Source organism: Halobaculum halobium, from assembly GCF_030127145.1.
Taxonomy (GTDB): Archaea; Halobacteriota; Halobacteria; order Halobacteriales; family Haloferacaceae; genus Halobaculum; species Halobaculum halobium.
The window spans coordinates 1,004,855-1,022,013 of sequence record NZ_CP126158.1 but is presented as its reverse complement, the minus strand read 5'-3'; the positions used below and the strand labels follow the sequence as shown (position 1 = coordinate 1,022,013).

The following is a 17,159-nucleotide window of genomic DNA, read 5'->3' as shown; positions in this document are numbered from 1 at the left end:
CGGTGACACCGTGGCGGCGCCGCTATCGACGGATCGTGAAGCCGCGTTCGCCGGTCGGTTCGCCGTACTCGGCGTCGACATCATCGACGACCGCGCTCGGACTCCCGGTGTGACACCACTCGACCATCTCCTCGACGGCGTCGCGTGGTCCCTCGAACACCGCCTCGACGCGACCGTCGTCGAGGTTGCGCACCCACCCGTCGACGTCGCGGTCGCGCGCAGCGTCGCGTGTATTCGCCCGGTAGAACACGCCCTGTACCCGTCCGGAGACGAACACGTGCGCACGGCTCCGATCCTCGCTTCGGTTTTCGTCGCTCATAGTCGACGGTACGTCCGAGAGTGCCGAAAGCTCCACGGCTCGTCGAGGGGTTCCGACTGGTCGACGCTGGCGGCTGTTCGACCGTCGTGGCACCGTCATCGCCGCGAGGGAGTCAGTTGCGGAAGCCGCATTTCGGCGCTGGCTGACAGGCGACGACGGGTCGCGGCCGCCCCCAGCGCGCGTCGTCGCGCAGCCGCGCTCGCGCCGGGGCGTCGGTCATCGCATCACACCGTCTGGCTCGGTATCACGCAAAAACGTTCACGCGAGGCGGATCAGGTGACGCAGTCGGACCGCGGTATGGCACTCCCGGACCGAGAGAGTCTTGGGCCCGCCCACGGACGGTTCGGGTATGGATCTGTTCGGAACCGCCGGCATCCGCGGCAGCGTGACCGAGCGCGTCACGCCGGGGCTCGTCCTCGACGTGGCGCGAGCGCTCGGCGAGCACGCGCGAGAGGCCGGCGATCGGGAGTTCGTCGTCGGACGCGACGGCCGCGTCACCGGTCCCGCGCTGGCCGCCGCAGCCGAGGCCGGGCTGGAGTCGGCGGGCGCGGAGGTTCGTCGGATCGGTCAGGTGCCGACGCCGGCGCTGGCGTTCGCGTCTCGGGGGCGCCGCGGCGTCATGCTCACCGCGTCGCACAACCCCCGACCGACAACGGCGTGAAGGCGTTCGTCGACGGCGTCGAGTACGGCGAGGCGGCCGAGGCGGCCGTCGAGGACGGCGTCGCCGCCGGCGGCGACCCAGCCGACTGGGACGAGTGGGGCGACAGCGCAGACGAGGACGTGCTTGACGCGTACCGCGGTGCGGTCGTCGAGTACGCCCGCGAGTTCGGCGCCGACCCGAACGGCGTCCGCGTTGCGGTCGACTGCGGCAACGGCATGTCCGCGGTCGCGACTCCGCAGGTGCTCCGTGAGCTGGGCGCCGACGTGGTGACGCTCAACGCGACCGTCGACGGCCACTTCCCCGGGCGGGAGTCGAAGCCGACGCCCGAGTCGCTGTCCGATCTGCGAGCGTTCGTCCGCGACGGGGCCGCGGACTTCGGTATCGGCCACGACGGCGACTCCGACCGGATCGTCGTCGTCGGCGGCGACGGCGAGGTCGTTCACGAGGACACGGTGCTGGCGATCCTTGCCGAGCGCTACGTCCGCGCGAGCGACGCCGCCGACCCCCTCGTCGTGACGACGCCGAACGCGTCGGGACGCATCGACGAGCGCGTCGAGGCGGCCGGCGGGCGCGTCGAGCGCGTCGCGCTCGGCTACCTCCACGACGGCATCACGGCTGTCCGCGACGCCGGCAGCGACGTGGCCTTCGCGGCCGAGCCGTGGAAGCACGTCCACACCGCCTTCGGCGACTGGATCGACGCCGTCGCCAGCGCGGCGGTGTTCACGCGGCTCGTCGCCGACGAGGGACTCGACGGACTGCGCGCGCCGGTCACCGAGCGCCCGTACCGCAAGGTCAGCGTCGAGTGTCCTGACGACGACAAGGCGGCTGTCATGGAACGGCTCGCAGAGACGCTGCCGGCAGCGTTCCCCAATGCCGAGATGGACCCGGAGTACGGCGTCCGGCTCACGTTCCCCGACGCCTCGTGGACGCTCGTCCGTCCCTCGGGAACCGAGCCGTACGTCCGCGTGTACGCGGAACACGACGACGTCGACCCGTTCGTCGAGGAGGTCGCCGGCGTCGTCGAATCGGCTGTTGCAGCCGTCGACTGACGAGAACTGGCAGCGCTCCGTCCGGTCTCGAAGCGGATGCGACGATTTTAACCCATCTACCGCCCGAATTCAGTGTATGGACACTGAACGGTTTGACAGGCGGAAGTTCGTGAAGGGCGTCGGCGCCGCGGGGCTCGTTGGCCTCGCGGGCTGTACCGGAGGCCCGGAGTCGGGCGGTTCCGACGGCGAGGACACCGAGGCATCGACGACGGCGGCCGACGGCGAAGACACCGAAGCGTCCGAGACCGAGATGTCCGGCTCCGAGACGACGAACATCGGGATGGTGTACGCGACCGGCGGGCTCGGCGACGGTTCGTTCAACGACCAGGCCCAGACGGGTATCCAGCAGGCCGCCGAGGACTTCGACCTCTCGTTCGACGAGTCCGAACCGGGGTCGGTCTCGCAGTTCGGCACCTTCCAGCAGCAGTACGCGCAGTCGACGGACCCCGACTACGACCTCGTTTCTTGTATCGGCTTCCTCCAGGCCGACGCGCTCTCGGAGACCGCACCCGACTACCCCGAGCAGGACTTCATGATCGTCGACAGCGTCGTCGACGCCGACAACGTCCGCTCGTACACGTTCAAGGAGCACGAGGGCTCGTACCTCGTCGGTCAGCTGGCCGGCCTACTCACGAGCCAGTCGTTCAGCGCGGGCGACTCCTCGACGGCGGGCGACTCCACGAACGTCGGCTTCGTCGGCGGCGTCGAGTCGTCGCTCATCGCGAAGTTCGAGGCCGGCTTCACGGCCGGCGTGAAGGCCGCAAACGACGATATCGACGTGCAGACGACGTACACGGGCTCGTTCTCCGACCCCTCGGCGGGGCAGGAGGCCGCGCTGTCGATGTACAGCTCCGGCGCCGACATCGTCTACCACGCGGCGGGGAACACCGGGACGGGCGTCTTCCAGGCCGCCCGCGACGAGGGCCGCTTCGCCATCGGAGTCGACCGCGACCAGTCGGTGACGACGGACTATCAGGACGTGATCCTCGCGTCGATGGTCAAGCGCGTCGACACCGCCGTCTACAACGCCGCAGAGTCGACCGTGAACGGGAACTTCGAGGCGGGCACGGCGACCAGCCTCGGCCTCGCCGAGGACGGCGTCGACATCGTTTACGGCACCGAACTCGGCGACCAGATCCCCGACGACGTGTCCTCCGAGGTCCAGTCCTCCCGCGAGGGCATCGTCGCCGGCGACATCTCGGTCCCGCAGGACCCGGACAACGTCTGAGCCGACGGTCGGGTCTCCCGACCGGATCGCGGTCACGGTACCATTTCGCCGTATTCCTCGAGCGCGATAGGTTCCTCGCCTGATACACCGGTTCCTGGGCGGTCGTTCCGGCGAAACGCGCCGTTTATCCCGCCTCCGCCGAAACACCCGGCGACATGACGGAGGCCGTCCGCCTCGACTCGATAACGAAGCGCTTCCCCGGCGTCGTCGCGAACGACGACGTCACGCTCTCGGTCGAGCGGGGGACGGTCCACGCCCTCCTCGGCGAGAACGGCGCGGGCAAGACCACCCTGATGAACGTCCTCTACGGGCTGTACGAGCCCACGGAGGGCGACGTGTACGTCGACGGGGACGGCCTGACGTACGGAGAAGGCGATGCCGGTGACGAGGACGCCGCCGACGGCGACGGGCTCTCCCCGATCGCCGACGCGCCGCGGCGGTTCGACTCCCCGGGCGACGCCATCGACGCCGGCGTCGGGATGATCCACCAGCACTTCATGCTGGTCGACCCGATGACCGTCGCCGAGAACATCACGCTGGGCAACGAGCCCCGGAAGTGGGGCGGCCTCGCCGTCGACCGCGACGCCGCTCGAGAGGCGGTGCTGGAGCTGTCCGAGCGCTACGGCTTCGACGTGGAGCCCGACGCGCGTATCGAGGACGTCGGCGTCGGCGTCCAACAGCGCGTGGAGATCCTGAAGGCGCTGTACCGCGGCGCGGAGGTGCTCATCCTCGACGAGCCGACGGCCGTCCTCACGCCCCAGGAGGTCGAGGACCTGTTCGAGGTACTCGAGGAGTTGACCGACGCGGGCAAGACGGTCATCTTCATCACCCACAAGCTGGGCGAGGCGCTGGAAGCGGCCGACGAGGTCACCGTCCTGCGCGACGGGAAGAACGTCGGCAGCGTCGAGACGGCCGGCACGACCCGCGAGGAGCTCGCCGAGCTGATGGTCGGCCGCCAGGTGATGCTGGAGACGGAGACGCCGCCAGCGACCCCCGGCGCGGCGACCCTCGCAGTCGACGGCGTCACCGCCGTCGACGACCGGGACGTGGTCGCCGTCGACGACGTGTCGTTCACCGTTCGCGAGGGCGAGGTGTTCGGCATCGCCGGCGTCGACGGCAACGGCCAGTCGGAACTCGTGGAGGTCATCACCGGGCTGCACACACCCGCCGAGGGGCGGGTCGAACTCGCGGGCCGCGACGTGACGGACGCCTCCCGGCGGGAGCGAACCCGCGCGGGCATGGCGTACATCCCGGAGGACCGACAGGACCGCGGGCTGGTGATGGACTTCGACCTCACCGAGAACGGCGTGCTCGGATCCCAACACGACGCCCCGTTCGCCGAGCGCGGTCGCCTCGACTGGGCGCGCGCCGAGGACCACGCGACGGCGGTCATCGACGAGTACGACGTCCGCCCGCCGGACGCCGGCGCCGAGGCGAAGTCGCTGTCGGGCGGCAACCAGCAGAAGTTCATCGTCGGCCGCGAGTTCGCGCGCGAGCCCTCCTGCATCGTCGCCTCCCACCCGACCAGAGGGGTCGACATCGGGTCGACGGAGTTCATCCACGATCAGCTCGTCGAGTTACGCGACGAGGGACGCGCGGTGCTTCTGGTCTCCTCGAAGCTCGACGAGGTCCGCGGGCTCTCGGACCGCCTCGCGGTGATGTACCGCGGGCGGGTCGTCGACGTGGTCGACCCCGACGAGGTGACCGAGGAGCAGCTCGGGCTCATGATGGCCGGCGAGCGCCCCGAGGACGTCCCGCGAGCCGAGCGCGTCGCCGACGGCGACAGCGGGGTATCCCCTCCAACAGCCGCCGAGGCGCGTCCCGATGACAACGCGGACGGAGAGGTGACCGATGACTGACTCCGACGGGAACGCGCCCGACGACGGCGTCCAAGCGGACGGCGCACCGAGTGACCCCGGCGCTGCGGCCGGTTCGACCGGCGGATCCCGCTCCCCTCGCGAACGGTTGTTCGACGCGCTCGACCGCCTCGTCGCCGCGAGCGCGACCGAGCGACTGCTCATCTCGGGGTCGGCGCTGCTGCTCTCGGTGGCGATCGGGTTCCTCCTCATCCTCGCTGCCGGGCGGATGTCCTCCTGTGAGTCGGCGGCGTACTCCCTGTTCGGTGTCGGGTTCTGTTACGACCCGTTCCTCGTGTACGACAGCCTCTTTCTCGGCGCATTCGGCGACTTCCTCGCGAACCCGCTCAACGGCCAGTTCGCCACGACGGTATCGGAGACGACCGTTCTCGTGTTCACCGGAATCGCCGTCGCGGTGGCGTTCAAGGCCGGCGTGTTCAATATCGGGGGACAGGGGCAGCTCGTGTTCGGTGCGCTCGCCAGCGCGCTCGTCGTGTACGCCTTCTCCGGCGCCGTCTCGGGGCTGGTCGGAACGCTCGTTCTCGTCCCGCTCGGACTGGCCGTCGGCGCGTTCGCTGGAGGGATCTGGGGCGCCATCCCGGGCGCGCTGAAGGCCTACGCCGACGCCAACGAGGTGATCACGACGATCATGCTCAACTTCGTCGCCACCTCCTTCGCGCTGTATCTCGCCTCGGGCCCGTTCAAGGACCCCGAGAGCTTCGCCAACCAGACCCGGAAGCTCCCCGAGTTCGCGCTGTTCCCGCAGCCGCTGTTCCCCGGGCGGACGGACGCCTCGCTGCTGGCGCTCGCGCTCGCGATTGCGATCGCCGTCGGGGTCGCGTACCTCCTGCGTGGGACGCCCTTCGGCTACGACGTTCGCACGAGCGGTATCCAGCCGGAGGCCGCCGAATACGGCGGCGTCGACGCCGCTCGGACCGTCGTCGCCTCGATGGCGCTATCGGGCGCGCTCGCCGGGATCGGCGGGGCGGTGTACGTCCTCACTATCGCGGGGAACTTCCAGACCGGCGTGCCCGACTACGGCTTCGACGGCATCACCGTCTCCATCCTCGCGGGCAACAACCCCGTGGGCGCGATCGCGGCCGCGCTGCTGTTCGGTGTCCTGAAATCCGGCTCCATCGTGGTCGACGTCGGGACCGACGTGCCGCCGCAGCTCGTGGGCGTCCTCCGCGGGCTCATCGTCTTGTTCGTGGCGATGCCGGAGTTTTTCCGGATGATCGGCCAGCGGGTTGACGTGCGTGATCGGTTCGGGGGGAGTCGCGACGCCGTCGCGACCGACGGGGGTGAGGAGGCGTGAGCGCGACGGCGGCGGTCTCGAACCTCGGGACCCGCACGCGGCTCGCGCTGGCCGGAGTGGCGGCTGTCCTCCTCGCGACGGTGGCGCTCGCGCTCACGGGGTCGGGCGACGTGCCCCTCGCGGTCCTCGCGCTGCTGTTCCAGAAGTCGACGCTCGCGGCCGCACTGCGGCTGTCCGTGCCGATCGCCTTCGCGGCGCTGGGCGGCATCTTCGCCGAGAAGTCCGGCGTCATCAACATCGGACTGGAGGGGCTGCTCATCGTCTCGGCGTTCGGCGGCGTGTACGTCACCTCGGTCACGGGATCGGTGTGGATCGGGCTGGTCGGCGGGGTGCTCGCCTCGACGCTGTTGGCGTTGGTGTTCGCGGTCGTCTGCATCGAGTTCCGCGCCGACCAGATCATCGCGGGGCTGGCGATCTGGCTCATCGCGCTGGGACTCGCGCCGTTCGCGTCGACGGTCGTGTTCGGGTCGACGAATGCGAGCGCCGGCGCGACGTTCCCCGACATCGGACAGTTGCTCGCGAGCACGGGGATCCCGGTCGTCTCGACGGTGATCGTCGCGGGGCTCGACGCCCTCGCGGGGATCCCCTTCGTCGGCGCGCTGTTCGAGGCATCGCCGATGGTGTACCTGATGTTCATCGCGGTCGGCGCCTCGTGGTGGACGCTCAACCGCACCTCCTTCGGCCGCTGGGTGCGCGCCTCCGGCGAGAACCCGAGAGCGCTCGATACCGCCGGGGTCGACGTCTCCCGCGTGCGCTACGCGGCGGTGCTCCTCTCGGGCGTACTCGCGGGCGTCGGCGGTGCGGCGTTGTCGCTGTCGCTCGGGCAGTTCGTCGGCAACGGCCCGACGATGGTCAACGGGAAGGGGTTCATCGCCATCGTGACGTATCTGCTGGGGAACTACAACCCGATCGGCGCGCTGCTGTCGACGCTGCTGTTCGCGGGCCTCGACGCGCTGCAGCTCACACTGCAGGGGCAGGACGTACTCTCGATCCCGAGGCCGCTCGTGCGGACCATCCCGTACGTGTCGGTCATCGTCGTGCTCGCGCTGTTCGGTCGGACCCGCCTTCCGGAAGCGGCCGGGGAACACTACGAATCCGGCGAAGAGTAGTACCGGAGTCTCACGCCATCTATGGGTGCCTCGGCCCGTAGATCCCGCCGATCTCACGAGACGCTCGATCTGCTCACGGCTCACCGCGTTCGCCGTTCGCCTCTCCGGGGCTTCGCTCCGGCCGGCCTCGCTCCGATCGACCGCGCACGGCTCGCGGGTCGTTCCTCCCCGCTCGCTTCGAGGCCTCGCCTCGCTCGGCCTCGCATGGAACGGCTGGCTTTTTCACTACCCGCCCGTGACTCTGGGTAATGATCACCCACGAGCCCGATATCGTCGTCGTCGGTGCGGGCACGTCCGGCTGCTACGCCGCGGCGACGGCCGCGGACGCGGGTCTTGACACCGTCGTCGTCGAGCGGAAGACCGAGAAGGAAGCGGGACACATCGCCTGCGGCGACGCCCTCAAGGGCGCGGACAAGTTCCCCGAGTCGATCCCGAAATCGGAGATCGACTCGGCGTTCACGAACACCGGCGTGGACCACGGTCGTTTCGAGATCCCCAGCCACGATACGGTGTTGGAGATCCCGATCCCCGGCGAACTCGCGGTCATCGACCGGTGGGAGTACGGCCGGAACATCATCGACGGCGCCGAGCGGCGCGGCGTCGAGTTCCACTACGACACCGTCGTTCAGGACGTGAGCCAGGCCGACGACGGTCGCGTCACCGGTGTGCGCGCCAAGCGGAAGGGAGAGGTCGTCGAGTACGACGCGGACGTGACCATCGACGCCGCGGGGTCGCTGTCCATCCTCCAAGACAAGGCGGATCTCGCGGACGCGACGTTCGACACGAACGTCTCCTTCTCGCAGTTCTGTTCGGCGTACCGCGAGATCGTCGAGGTGCCCGAACCGGTCGACTACGACGACGCGCTCGTGTTCAAGCCGACGAAGCGCGCGGCGGGGTACCTCTGGTACTTCCCGCGGACGGACACCGAGATCAACGCGGGGCTGGGCTTCCAGATGACCGAGGAGCCGATGAAGCTCGTCGACGACCTGAAGCGCGACCTGCGGGACCGGCCCGAGTTCGAGGGCGCGGAGGTTACCGACAAGTTGGGGGCCGCGCTCCCCACTCGGCGGCCGTACGACTCGGCGGTCGCGGACGGCTTCGTCGCCGTCGGCGACGCCGCCGGCCACGTCAACCCCACCACCGGCGGCGGCATCGCGGGCGCCGCCTACGCCGGGAAGTACGCCGCCGAACAGGCTGTCGAGGCCATCGACGCCGGCGACGTGAGCGAGGAGGCGCTGTGGCACTACAACGAGCGCGTCATGAACCACTTCGGTGCTCGCTACGCCGCCCTCGACGTGTACAATATCCTCTCGACGGCCGTCGACGTCGACGAGCTGATGGGCCTGCTGGCGTCGCTGCCGGGCGAGAGTCTCGCGGAGGCGCTGTACGAGGGGAGCGCGTCGGTGAAGCCACGGCTGGTCGCGGAGGTCATCAAGGACAGCTACGGTCACTGGGGACAGATCTGGAACTTCTACAAGACGAAGCGCGCCGCCGACGACCTGATGGACCACTACGGCCGGTACCCGTCGCGCCCCGGCGGCTTCGAGGGGTGGCGCGCCGAGCGCGACCGCCTGATGGAGCAGGTGTACGACGTGACCGGCGCGGATCCGAAGTACTAGTCGCCGACTCGACGGCTCCGCTTTTTTCCGACGCTGCTCCCGCTCGGTCACGAAGGTGGCCGTCGCGTGAACTCTCGCCGCAGGCGTCGATAGTGCGGGTAGTTACTGTTAACTACGTTCCATTTCGTGGCAACACCTATGGCCGGAACGGAGTACGCGGTTCGCGACCTGTGGGTCGAACGCGCGTCGCGGCGACTGGGGTTCGATCGGATCGCGCACGCCGTCGGTTGGGAGGGGGCCGGGGCGTACCTCCTCGTCGCCGCGGTCGTCGCGATACACATCCCGGTCCTCTCGGTCGTCGGCTGGCTACAGACCGGGACGCTCTCGCTCGCGGTGAACCCCGGGGAGGTGTTCCAGATCCCCGCGTGGCTCGGAGTCACGTGGATCATGCGCCGGCTCAAGCGACGATACGCGCGCGCCGTCGAGGACCTCCCGGGGGCCGTCGACCGTGATCTCGCGGAGTTCGACCCCGAGGGGCCGCTCTCTCGACGGCTGACGACCGCGCTGGGAGTTCCGGGCGACGGGAACTCGAAGGAGACGGTCGGGATCGAGTCCATCGTCCCCGACCGCGTGGTCGTCGTCGTCGTCTTGCTCGGCTGGATCCTGTACGGCATACAACTGCTCACGAACCCGGCGGGGCTGATCGGTCCGGTCGCCGAGCTCACCGGACCGGCGGTCGCGGCGGTCCGATTTTACGTGATCATCCCGCTCGCGCTGTACCCGATCGGTGGCGAACTCCTCGGGCTGATCGTCGGCGCGCTCGTGGTGTTACCGCTGAAGATCCGCCGCGCGGGACTGATCGACTTCTCTGACCCACGCGGAGCCGGTGGGCTGGAGCCCGTCGGGCGGCTGTTCAAATCGATCGCGGTCACCTACTTCGTTCTCCTCGCGCTGTTCACCACCTTCCAGACGGTGGCGGTCGGCACGAATCCCACCTCGCTGTTCTCCTCGACACTCATCGTTGCCGGACTCGCGTTCGGGATCGGGCTGTTTTTCGGCCCGATGCTGTGGCTCCGTGAGTACATCGGCGCGGCAAAGCAGCACAAGATCGGCGTGCTCGCGGAACGAACCGCCGACATCGGCGAGACCGCCGACCGGTTCCCCTACGCGGAGCCGGCGTCGGCCGAAGAAACGAGTCGGTACCTGTACGAGCGGTTGCGGATGGATCAGATCGAGCGAACGAACGAGTTTCCGCTGAACACCGGCATGGTACAGGAGGTCCTCTTCGCACTCGTGTTGCCGTACGTGACGAGTCTGGCCTCCGACTATCTCCTCGCGACGGTCGGGTGAGGCGACACGGAGTCCGGCCGGAGGCTCCCGAGGAGCGAGGCGCGCAGCCCTCAGGGGTTCCGTTCTGCGATCTCCAGCACCGCCGCGGTGAGGAAGTCGACGCCGATGTCCAGCGACTCCTCCTCCACGTCGAAGGTGCTCGTGTGGTGGCCGCCGGGGTGATCGGTGCCGACGCCGACGTACGTCGCGTAGCCGCCGTTATCCTGGACGGCCTGCATCATGTACGTCGCGTCCTCGCTGCCGCCGAGCTCGTCGCGCTCGATCACGTTCGTCACGCCGTCGACCTCGCCGGCGATCTCGGCGATCGGGCCCGCGAGTTCTTGATCGCTCGTCGCCGAGGGAGCGCGTCCGAGCGTCTCGATGTCAACGTCGACCTCGTGCATGTCGGCGGCCGACTCGATGACGCGGTGGGCCTTCTCGTCCATGTACTCCATCAGCTCGGTCGTGCCGCCGCGCACCTCGCCCTCGACGAAGCACTCCTCGGGGATGATGTTCGTCGCGGTGCCGCCGCCGACGACGCCCGCGTTCACTCGGGTCGGGCCGTCGGCGTGGCGGGGGATCCCGTAGAGGTTCTGGATGGCCGCGGCCGCGGCCTGCACCGTGTTGCGCCCCTGCTCGGGGTGGCCGCCGGCGTGGGACGGTTCGCCCTCGAACTCGGCGTGGAAATGCGAGACGGCGAGGAAGCCGTCGATGCCGCAGATGACCTCGCCGGTCGGGTGGTCGAGGCCGACGTGGGCCGCCAGGAAGTACTCCACGTCGTCCATCAGCTCCGACTCGGCCATCGGCTGGCCGCCGACGATCTGCTCTTCGCCGGGCTGGAAGAACACCTTCAGGGTCCCCTCGAAGTCCGATTCGAGGATCTCGTCGACGAGTCCCAGCCCGAACGTCGCGTGGGCGTCGTGGCCGCAGGCGTGCATGTACCCCTCGTGCTCCGAGCGGAACCCCTCGCCTGCGGGCGCGTGGACGTCGCCGTCGTCGGACTCGAGGATCGGGAGCGCGTCGATGTCGACGCGGACGCCGACCACCGGCCCCTCGCCTCGTTCGAGTACGGCGACGGCACCGGTGTACCCGCCTTCGATCTCCGCGAGCACGTCTTCGCGGGCGCCGGCGTCGCGGGCGCGCTCGAACCACTCGGCGAGCTCGTCGTCGTCGGGGACGTTCATCCGCTCGGCGCCGAGGATCTCGGGACCGTAGTGGACAGCCGTGAGGTCCCGTGATTCGAGTTCGTCGACGATGCGCGCGGTCGTGTAGAACTCACACCACGCGGGCTCGGGGTGACGGTGAAGGTCTCGACGGAACGCCGACAGGTCGTCGTGAGCGACGGTCTGGCTCATACGCGAATATCCGCGTGCCCGGGCTTAAAGCCGAGTCTCGCGGAAGCGCCGGCTGGAGCCAGAAGCCGGGTGCACCCGCTCGCGCGGCCCGGCTATCGGCTGGCAGCCGCCGATATTCGGGACAGGTTTCCGGTCACTCGTCGGCACCCTCCGCCTCTCGGTGGCGAACCGTGAGCACGGGCTGGTTCGCCGACCGGACGACGCGCTCGGTCACCGATCCGAGGAGGTAGCGGTCGAGCCCGCGGCGTCCGTGGGTTCCCATCACAATCATGTCGATCTCGTGGTCGTCGGCATACTCGAGGATCGATCGGTAGGCCGTCCCCGAGATGACTGACTCGACCACGGGGAGGTCAGCGTCGTCGGCCGCTGCCGCGATCCGGGAGACGGCGTCCTCGCCTTCGGTTTCGAGCGCCTCGGCGACGACGTCGGTTCCGGCCTCGATGGCCGAGTACGCGGTCGCGTCGACGACGTACAACGCGTGTAGCGTCGCGTCGAAGCGGTCCGCGAGGGTGACTGCGTGCTCGACGGCCGAATTGGCCGCCGGGCTTCCGTCGGTCGGCACCAGGATGTCGTCGTACATGCGGGCGGACCTACGGCCGCCAGTCGAAAAAGTCGGCGGCCAGCCGCTACCTGACCGCCTCACCCTGCGACGGCAGATTCAGTCCGGGTCGACCGAGTCACTCAGCGCGGTTCGCACGGACGGCGTCCTCACACGCCCGCAGCGCGTCGTAGCGGTCCTCCTCGTGTTGAATGTCGACCGATTCGACGACCTCCCAGGCGCCCCCGAGGAAGTCGATGCCCTTCACCCACGAGTCGGTCGCCAGCAGGAGCCCCTCTGCGCCGTCGGCCGCCGCGTTCGCCTCGGCGGCCTCGGAGTCGGTGTCGCTCTCGACGGCGACGGCGAGCTCGACGGAGTCGGCGCGGTTCAGCGACGCGATCTCGCCGTCCGTGAGCGGACGGCCCGGCAGGGATGCGACCAGCGACATACTCGACCCTCGGCGACCGTTCGGAAAGAGCGTGTCGCCTCGGGGAGCGCAGCTTCCACGGCCCTCCACGCCGTCGACGGCGAAGAAAAACCCGAAGACCTACTACCGCGGCGGGGACACGGCCGGGTATGTCCGACGGCGACGGCACCGGGGCGACGCGGTCGAAGGGGATCGACCGGACCGTCCTCGCGGTTGCGGCCGTCGTCGCGCTCGCGCTCGTCGCCCGCTTTGCGTTCCTCGGCGTTCGCCCGTTTCACTGGAGCGAGGGGCGCGTCGGCTACTGGACCCTTCGGTACCTCGAGACGGGAGTGTACTCGTACCGCCCGGCCGCCGGCGGTCCGGTCGTGTACCTCTCGACTCGCTGGGCCATCGCCCTCCTCGGCTCCTCGGACGCGGCCGCCCGCTCGGCGGTCGCGCTTGCGGGAGGGCTGCTCCCCGCGGCAGCGCTGCTGTTTCGCGGCCCGCTGCGCGACGACGAGACGGTCGCGCTGTCGGCGCTCCTGGCGGGGTCGCCACTGCTCGTCTACTACTCGCGGTTCCTCCGCGGCGACGTACTCGCGGCGGCGTTTGGCCTCGTCGTCGTCGGGGGGCTCGTTCGCCACCGAACCACCGGCGCACGGTGGCCGATCTACGTGGCGGCGGCGGCGCTCGCGCTCACCCTCGGGTCCTCGGGATTCGCCGCCGCGTACCTCCCGCTGTGGCTCGTCGCCGGCGCGCTCGTGTTAGACGAGACGCGCGTCGAGGGCGTGCCGGCAGCGGCACACGCGCGCCTCGCGGCCGGCCTCGCGTGGCTTCGCGCCGAGTCGACGACGCTGGCTCGCGCGCTGTTCGTGTTCCTCGGGGCGGCGCTGCTGGTGTTCGCCCCGCGCGGCGGCGGCGTCGAACCGGGGCTGTGGTCCCCCGCGACGCTGCCCGCGGCGGTGGCGTTCGCGTTCGTCGAGGCGCCGGAGCGGTTCGTCGCGCTTCGGTTCGCGGCGCGGCTGACGCCTCCGGCCGACGGCAACTCTTTCCTCCCGGCGGTCGCCGGCTACGTCCGAACGGTCGTCGCGACCGCGTGGCCGGCGCTGCTGTTCGGGCTCGTCGGGTTCCTCCGCGATCGCTACACCCCCGACACTCGCGGCGTCGTCGCCTTCGGTGCCTACGCCGCCGGACTCGGACTGCTCGCGTTCCCCGTCGCCTCAATGGGCGTCGAACCGTGGACCGCGGTCCACGTGGTGCCGCTGCTCGCGCTTCCCGGCGCCGTCGGTCTCGCGTGGATCGCGCGCGGCCTCCGATCCCACGCTCGCGCGAGTGACCCCGCGTGGCTCGTCGCGGCGCTGCTCGTCGCCTCGGCGGGGGTCGTCGGCTACGGCGCGACGGCCGCTGGCGTGTACGCCGATCCCGAACCCGGCTCCGAGTTCTCGCAGTTTGCCCAGCCGTCGGGCGACGTCGATGCGACGCTCGCGGCCGCAGAAGCCGCGATCCGCGACAGCAGCGGCGGCGGCGCGGACGCGGCGTACGTCGGCGACCGCCTGTACACCGAACAGGAGTACGCGCTCCCGCCGGTCGCCGCCGCGGACCGCGACGCGTGGGGTGCGCGGCTCCCGCTCCAGTGGTACTTCGAACGGGTGGACGCGGAGACGACGAGCGTCCGCACGGCCGCCGAGTTCGGCGCCGACGCGCCGCCGGTCGTGATCACCACGCCAGCCCGCCGCGTCGCGGTGAACACGAATCTCGGGGACGGCTACCGGCAGTACGACCTCCGGTTGGGGCTGTGGGACCGGCAGGTCGTCGTGTTCGTCGAGACGTGAGCGCCGCTGGACGGATAGCTGACAGGCGGTCGGTGCGCCGTCTGAGGTGCCTCCGGCCGGGAGAGAACCGACGACGCGACACGCGACGGGAGACCGCACGCGCGGACGGCTCGCGCCGTTCGCACGGAGACCACCTCTCGGTCGGCCCCGCACCCGCTGACCGCCGCGCGGCAGCAGTCAGATCATGGCGGGGGTGGTCCCGGGATCCGAGAAAAACGTTCGCTTGGGGACTGTCTGCGAGTCGACGCCGTGTTAGCGGAAGCCCATCGCTTCGATCTGTTCTTGATAGCGGTTGCGGATGGTGACTTCGGTGACCTGGGCGACGTCGGCGACCTCGCGTTGGGTCTTCTTCTCGTTACACAGCAGGGACGCGGCGTAGATGGCCGCCGCGGCGAATCCCGTCGGCGACTTCCCCGACAGCAGTCCCTGCTCGGCGGACACGTCGATGATCTCGGTCGCCTTCGCCTGCGTCTCCTCGCTGAGACCGAGGGCGGAGGCGAAGCGGGGGACGAACTGCTTGGGGTCGACCGGCTTCAGTTCGAGCCCCAACTCCTGGGAGATGTATCGATAGGTCCGGCCGATCTCCTTCTGCTCGACGCGGGACACCTCGGCGACCTCGTCGAGCGAGCGGGGGATGCCCTCTTGGCGACACGCCGCGTACAGCGCTGCGGTGGCGACGCCTTCGATGGAGCGGCCGCGGATGAGGTCTTCTTTGAGGGCGCGGCGGTAGATGACGGAGGCGACCTCGCGGACCGAGCGGGGGACGCCCAGCGCGCTGGCCATGCGGTCGATTTCAGAGAGGGCGAACTGGAGGTTGCGTTCGCCCGCGTCTTTCGTGCGGATGCGCTCCTGCCACTTGCGCAGGCGGTGCATCTGCGAGCGCTTCTCGGAGCTGAGCGAGCGCCCGTAGGCGTCCTTGTCCTTCCAGTCGATCGTGGTAGTCAGGCCCTTGTCGTGCATCGTCTCGGTCACGGGCGCGCCCACCCGCGACTTCGACTGCCGCTCGGAGTGATTGAACGCCCGCCACTCCGGCCCCCGATCGATCTGACGCTCGTCGAGAACCAACCCGCAGTCGTCACAGACCAACTCCCCCTGGTCCGCGTCCATCACGACGTCGTCGCTGGAGCACTCCGGACACGTGAGCTGCTCGTCCGACTGTTTTTCCGACTCGCCCGCCTCTCGCTGTCGCTGTCGGCTCGGACCTTCCATTAATAAGTCTTCTGTCGCGGCTCGTATTTAACTCTTTGGGCGAGGACGATGAGTCGATTCGCCCAGCAGAAACCCCATATCCGGCCCTATCGGGCGTATTAGCGGTGTCTGACGAACCGATAGCTATGTGACCCCCCAGATCCGGTCGAATATCGGATACCGGGATCTGGGTTGACGGGGATATCCACCCAGGGAAGGATCTGCCGCCGATTGATAACTCCTAGACATTCACAAACGCTTTAGTATTACCAGACAGACGGTGATGTATGAGCACTCAGTCGCCCACGCACGTCCAGCGGGCCGTCGCGACCGCCGAGTCGGTCGATGCCGAGCCGGTCACCATCGACGCCGACGCCTTGCTGTCGACCGCGCCCGACGACCTCCGCGACCTCCGCGCGGCGTTGGCCGACGAGGGGTACGTTCCGGCGGGTCTCCGCGTCGAGGCGGAGTTCGGCGCCGACTGCTCTATCGAGACCCAGCGAGAGGCCGACCGGCTCCGGTCGCTGCTGCGCGCCGCGAGCCACCTCGGCGCCGGCGAACTCGTCGTCGAGCCCGGCGCCGTCGCCGACCCGGCGAAGGTCCGCCCGGCGCTGGACGCGCTCGCCGAGCGCGCCGACCGCGAGGGCGTCTCGCTCACCGTCGAGGGCGACGTGTTCGGCGACCGAACCGACGGCGTCGGCGCCTGAAGCGTGTCGAGCCGCCGCGCGCTGGAGGAGAACTGGCGGTCGTCGCCGGCTTCGCCGACCCGACCGCCAGCCTCGAACAGTATCCCACGCCCGCCGACGTGGCCGCTCACGTCGTCCACCTCGCGGACCTCCGCGGCGACGTGGCCGGTCGGACGGTCGTCGACCTCGGCGCGGGCACGGGGATGTTCGCACTCGGCGCCGCGCTCCGGGGCGCCGCGCGCGTGATCGGCGTCGAACTCGACGTCGGCGCCCTCGCGGTCGCCCGAGAGAACGAGCGACGCGTCGGCGCCAGCACCGAGGTCCACTGGCTGTGCGCGGACGCGACGCGGCCGCCGCTCGCGCGCGAGCGACTCGCCGCAGACGGCCCGATCACCGCGATCATGAACCCGCCGTTCGGCGCGCAGACCGGAAACGAACACGCCGACCGCGCGTTTCTGGGAGCGGTGGCCGACCTGGCTGACGTCTCCTACTCTGTCCACAATGCCGGCAGCCGCGAGTTCGTCGAGTCGTTCGCCGCCGACGCGGGCGGCGAGGTGACCGACGCGTTCGCCGCGACGCTCACGCTCGACCGGACGTTCGAGCATCAGACGAGCGAGTCCGCGGACGTGGACGCCGAAGTGTTCCGCATCGAGTGGGACCGCACCGGCGACGGCGACGACAGCGGCGACGGCGCCGGCGACGCCTGACGGGCGAGGTGATGTCCGTCGG

General features: G+C 69.8%; 14 protein-coding genes and 1 pseudogene. 10 read left to right on the top strand and 5 right to left on the bottom strand.

The annotated features are described in order from the left end of the window. Positions 1 to 22: 22 nt before the first annotated feature. On the bottom strand, positions 23 to 319 hold the full coding sequence (locus tag P0Y41_RS05405; protein ID WP_284062946.1) for an acylphosphatase: 297 nt from the start codon (positions 317 to 319) through the stop codon (positions 23 to 25). A gap of 349 nt (positions 320 to 668) precedes the next feature. On the opposite strand from P0Y41_RS05405, the pseudogene P0Y41_RS05400 reads away from it, so the two are divergent. The 7 genes and pseudogenes from P0Y41_RS05400 (at position 669) to P0Y41_RS05370 (ending at position 10,446) form a co-directional block, all read left to right on the top strand. After that, positions 669 to 2,029: pseudogene (locus tag P0Y41_RS05400) on the top strand (phosphohexomutase domain-containing protein). Positions 2,030 to 2,105: 76 nt separating this feature from the next. Next, positions 2,106 to 3,257, top strand: a complete 1,152-nt coding sequence (locus P0Y41_RS05395; RefSeq protein ID WP_284062945.1) for a BMP family lipoprotein — start codon at positions 2,106 to 2,108, stop codon at positions 3,255 to 3,257. A 155-nt stretch (positions 3,258 to 3,412) separates the two neighbouring features. Further along, complete coding sequence (locus P0Y41_RS05390; protein ID WP_284062944.1) at positions 3,413 to 5,116, top strand: ABC transporter ATP-binding protein; 1,704 nt, start codon at positions 3,413 to 3,415, stop codon at positions 5,114 to 5,116. After that, positions 5,109 to 6,428, top strand: a complete 1,320-nt coding sequence (locus tag P0Y41_RS05385; RefSeq protein WP_284062943.1) for an ABC transporter permease — start codon at positions 5,109 to 5,111, stop codon at positions 6,426 to 6,428. Before P0Y41_RS05390 ends, P0Y41_RS05385 begins: the two co-directional genes overlap by 8 nt. Beyond that, a complete protein-coding gene (locus P0Y41_RS05380) occupies positions 6,425 to 7,537 on the top strand; it encodes an ABC transporter permease (protein ID WP_284062942.1) in 1,113 nt (370 codons plus the stop codon). The genes P0Y41_RS05385 and P0Y41_RS05380 overlap by 4 nt, the downstream gene beginning before the upstream one ends. A gap of 248 nt (positions 7,538 to 7,785) precedes the next feature. Then, the gene (locus P0Y41_RS05375; RefSeq protein WP_284062941.1) at positions 7,786 to 9,156 is read left to right on the top strand and encodes a geranylgeranyl reductase family protein; all 1,371 of its coding nucleotides are present in this window, start codon (positions 7,786 to 7,788) and stop codon (positions 9,154 to 9,156) included. Between the two features lie 138 nt (positions 9,157 to 9,294). Continuing rightward, positions 9,295 to 10,446, top strand: a complete 1,152-nt coding sequence (locus tag P0Y41_RS05370) for a hypothetical protein (protein ID WP_284062940.1) — start codon at positions 9,295 to 9,297, stop codon at positions 10,444 to 10,446. Between the two features lie 50 nt (positions 10,447 to 10,496). Here the strand turns inward: P0Y41_RS05370 and P0Y41_RS05365 are convergent, their stop codons facing one another. From P0Y41_RS05365 to P0Y41_RS05355, 3 genes are all read right to left on the bottom strand, one after another. Then, positions 10,497 to 11,780, bottom strand: coding sequence for an amidohydrolase (locus tag P0Y41_RS05365; protein ID WP_284062939.1), 1,284 nt, complete (start codon positions 11,778 to 11,780; stop codon positions 10,497 to 10,499). A gap of 133 nt (positions 11,781 to 11,913) precedes the next feature. Further along, positions 11,914 to 12,360: a universal stress protein gene (locus P0Y41_RS05360; RefSeq protein ID WP_284062938.1), complete on the bottom strand. Its 447-nt coding sequence runs from the start codon at positions 12,358 to 12,360 to the stop codon at positions 11,914 to 11,916. Between the two features lie 97 nt (positions 12,361 to 12,457). Continuing rightward, a complete protein-coding gene (locus P0Y41_RS05355; protein WP_284062937.1) occupies positions 12,458 to 12,766 on the bottom strand; it encodes a DUF7964 domain-containing protein in 309 nt (102 codons plus the stop codon). A gap of 128 nt (positions 12,767 to 12,894) precedes the next feature. Here P0Y41_RS05355 and P0Y41_RS05350 point away from each other — a divergent pair, with 128 nt between their 5' ends. Next, on the top strand, positions 12,895 to 14,556 hold the full coding sequence (locus P0Y41_RS05350; RefSeq protein ID WP_284062936.1) for a flippase activity-associated protein Agl23: 1,662 nt from the start codon (positions 12,895 to 12,897) through the stop codon (positions 14,554 to 14,556). 252 nt (positions 14,557 to 14,808) lie between these two features. On the opposite strand, the gene P0Y41_RS05345 is transcribed toward P0Y41_RS05350, so the two are convergent. Then, positions 14,809 to 15,765, bottom strand: a complete 957-nt coding sequence (locus tag P0Y41_RS05345) for a transcription initiation factor IIB (RefSeq protein WP_284062935.1) — start codon at positions 15,763 to 15,765, stop codon at positions 14,809 to 14,811. A 266-nt stretch (positions 15,766 to 16,031) separates the two neighbouring features. Between P0Y41_RS05345 and P0Y41_RS05340 the strand changes: the two genes are divergently transcribed. After that, positions 16,032 to 16,451, top strand: a complete 420-nt coding sequence (locus tag P0Y41_RS05340; RefSeq protein ID WP_284062934.1) for a DUF7961 family protein — start codon at positions 16,032 to 16,034, stop codon at positions 16,449 to 16,451. Further along, complete coding sequence (locus P0Y41_RS05335) at positions 16,448 to 17,137, top strand: METTL5 family protein (protein WP_284063350.1); 690 nt, start codon at positions 16,448 to 16,450, stop codon at positions 17,135 to 17,137. Before P0Y41_RS05340 ends, P0Y41_RS05335 begins: the two co-directional genes overlap by 4 nt. The last annotated feature ends 22 nt before the right edge of the window (positions 17,138 to 17,159 follow it).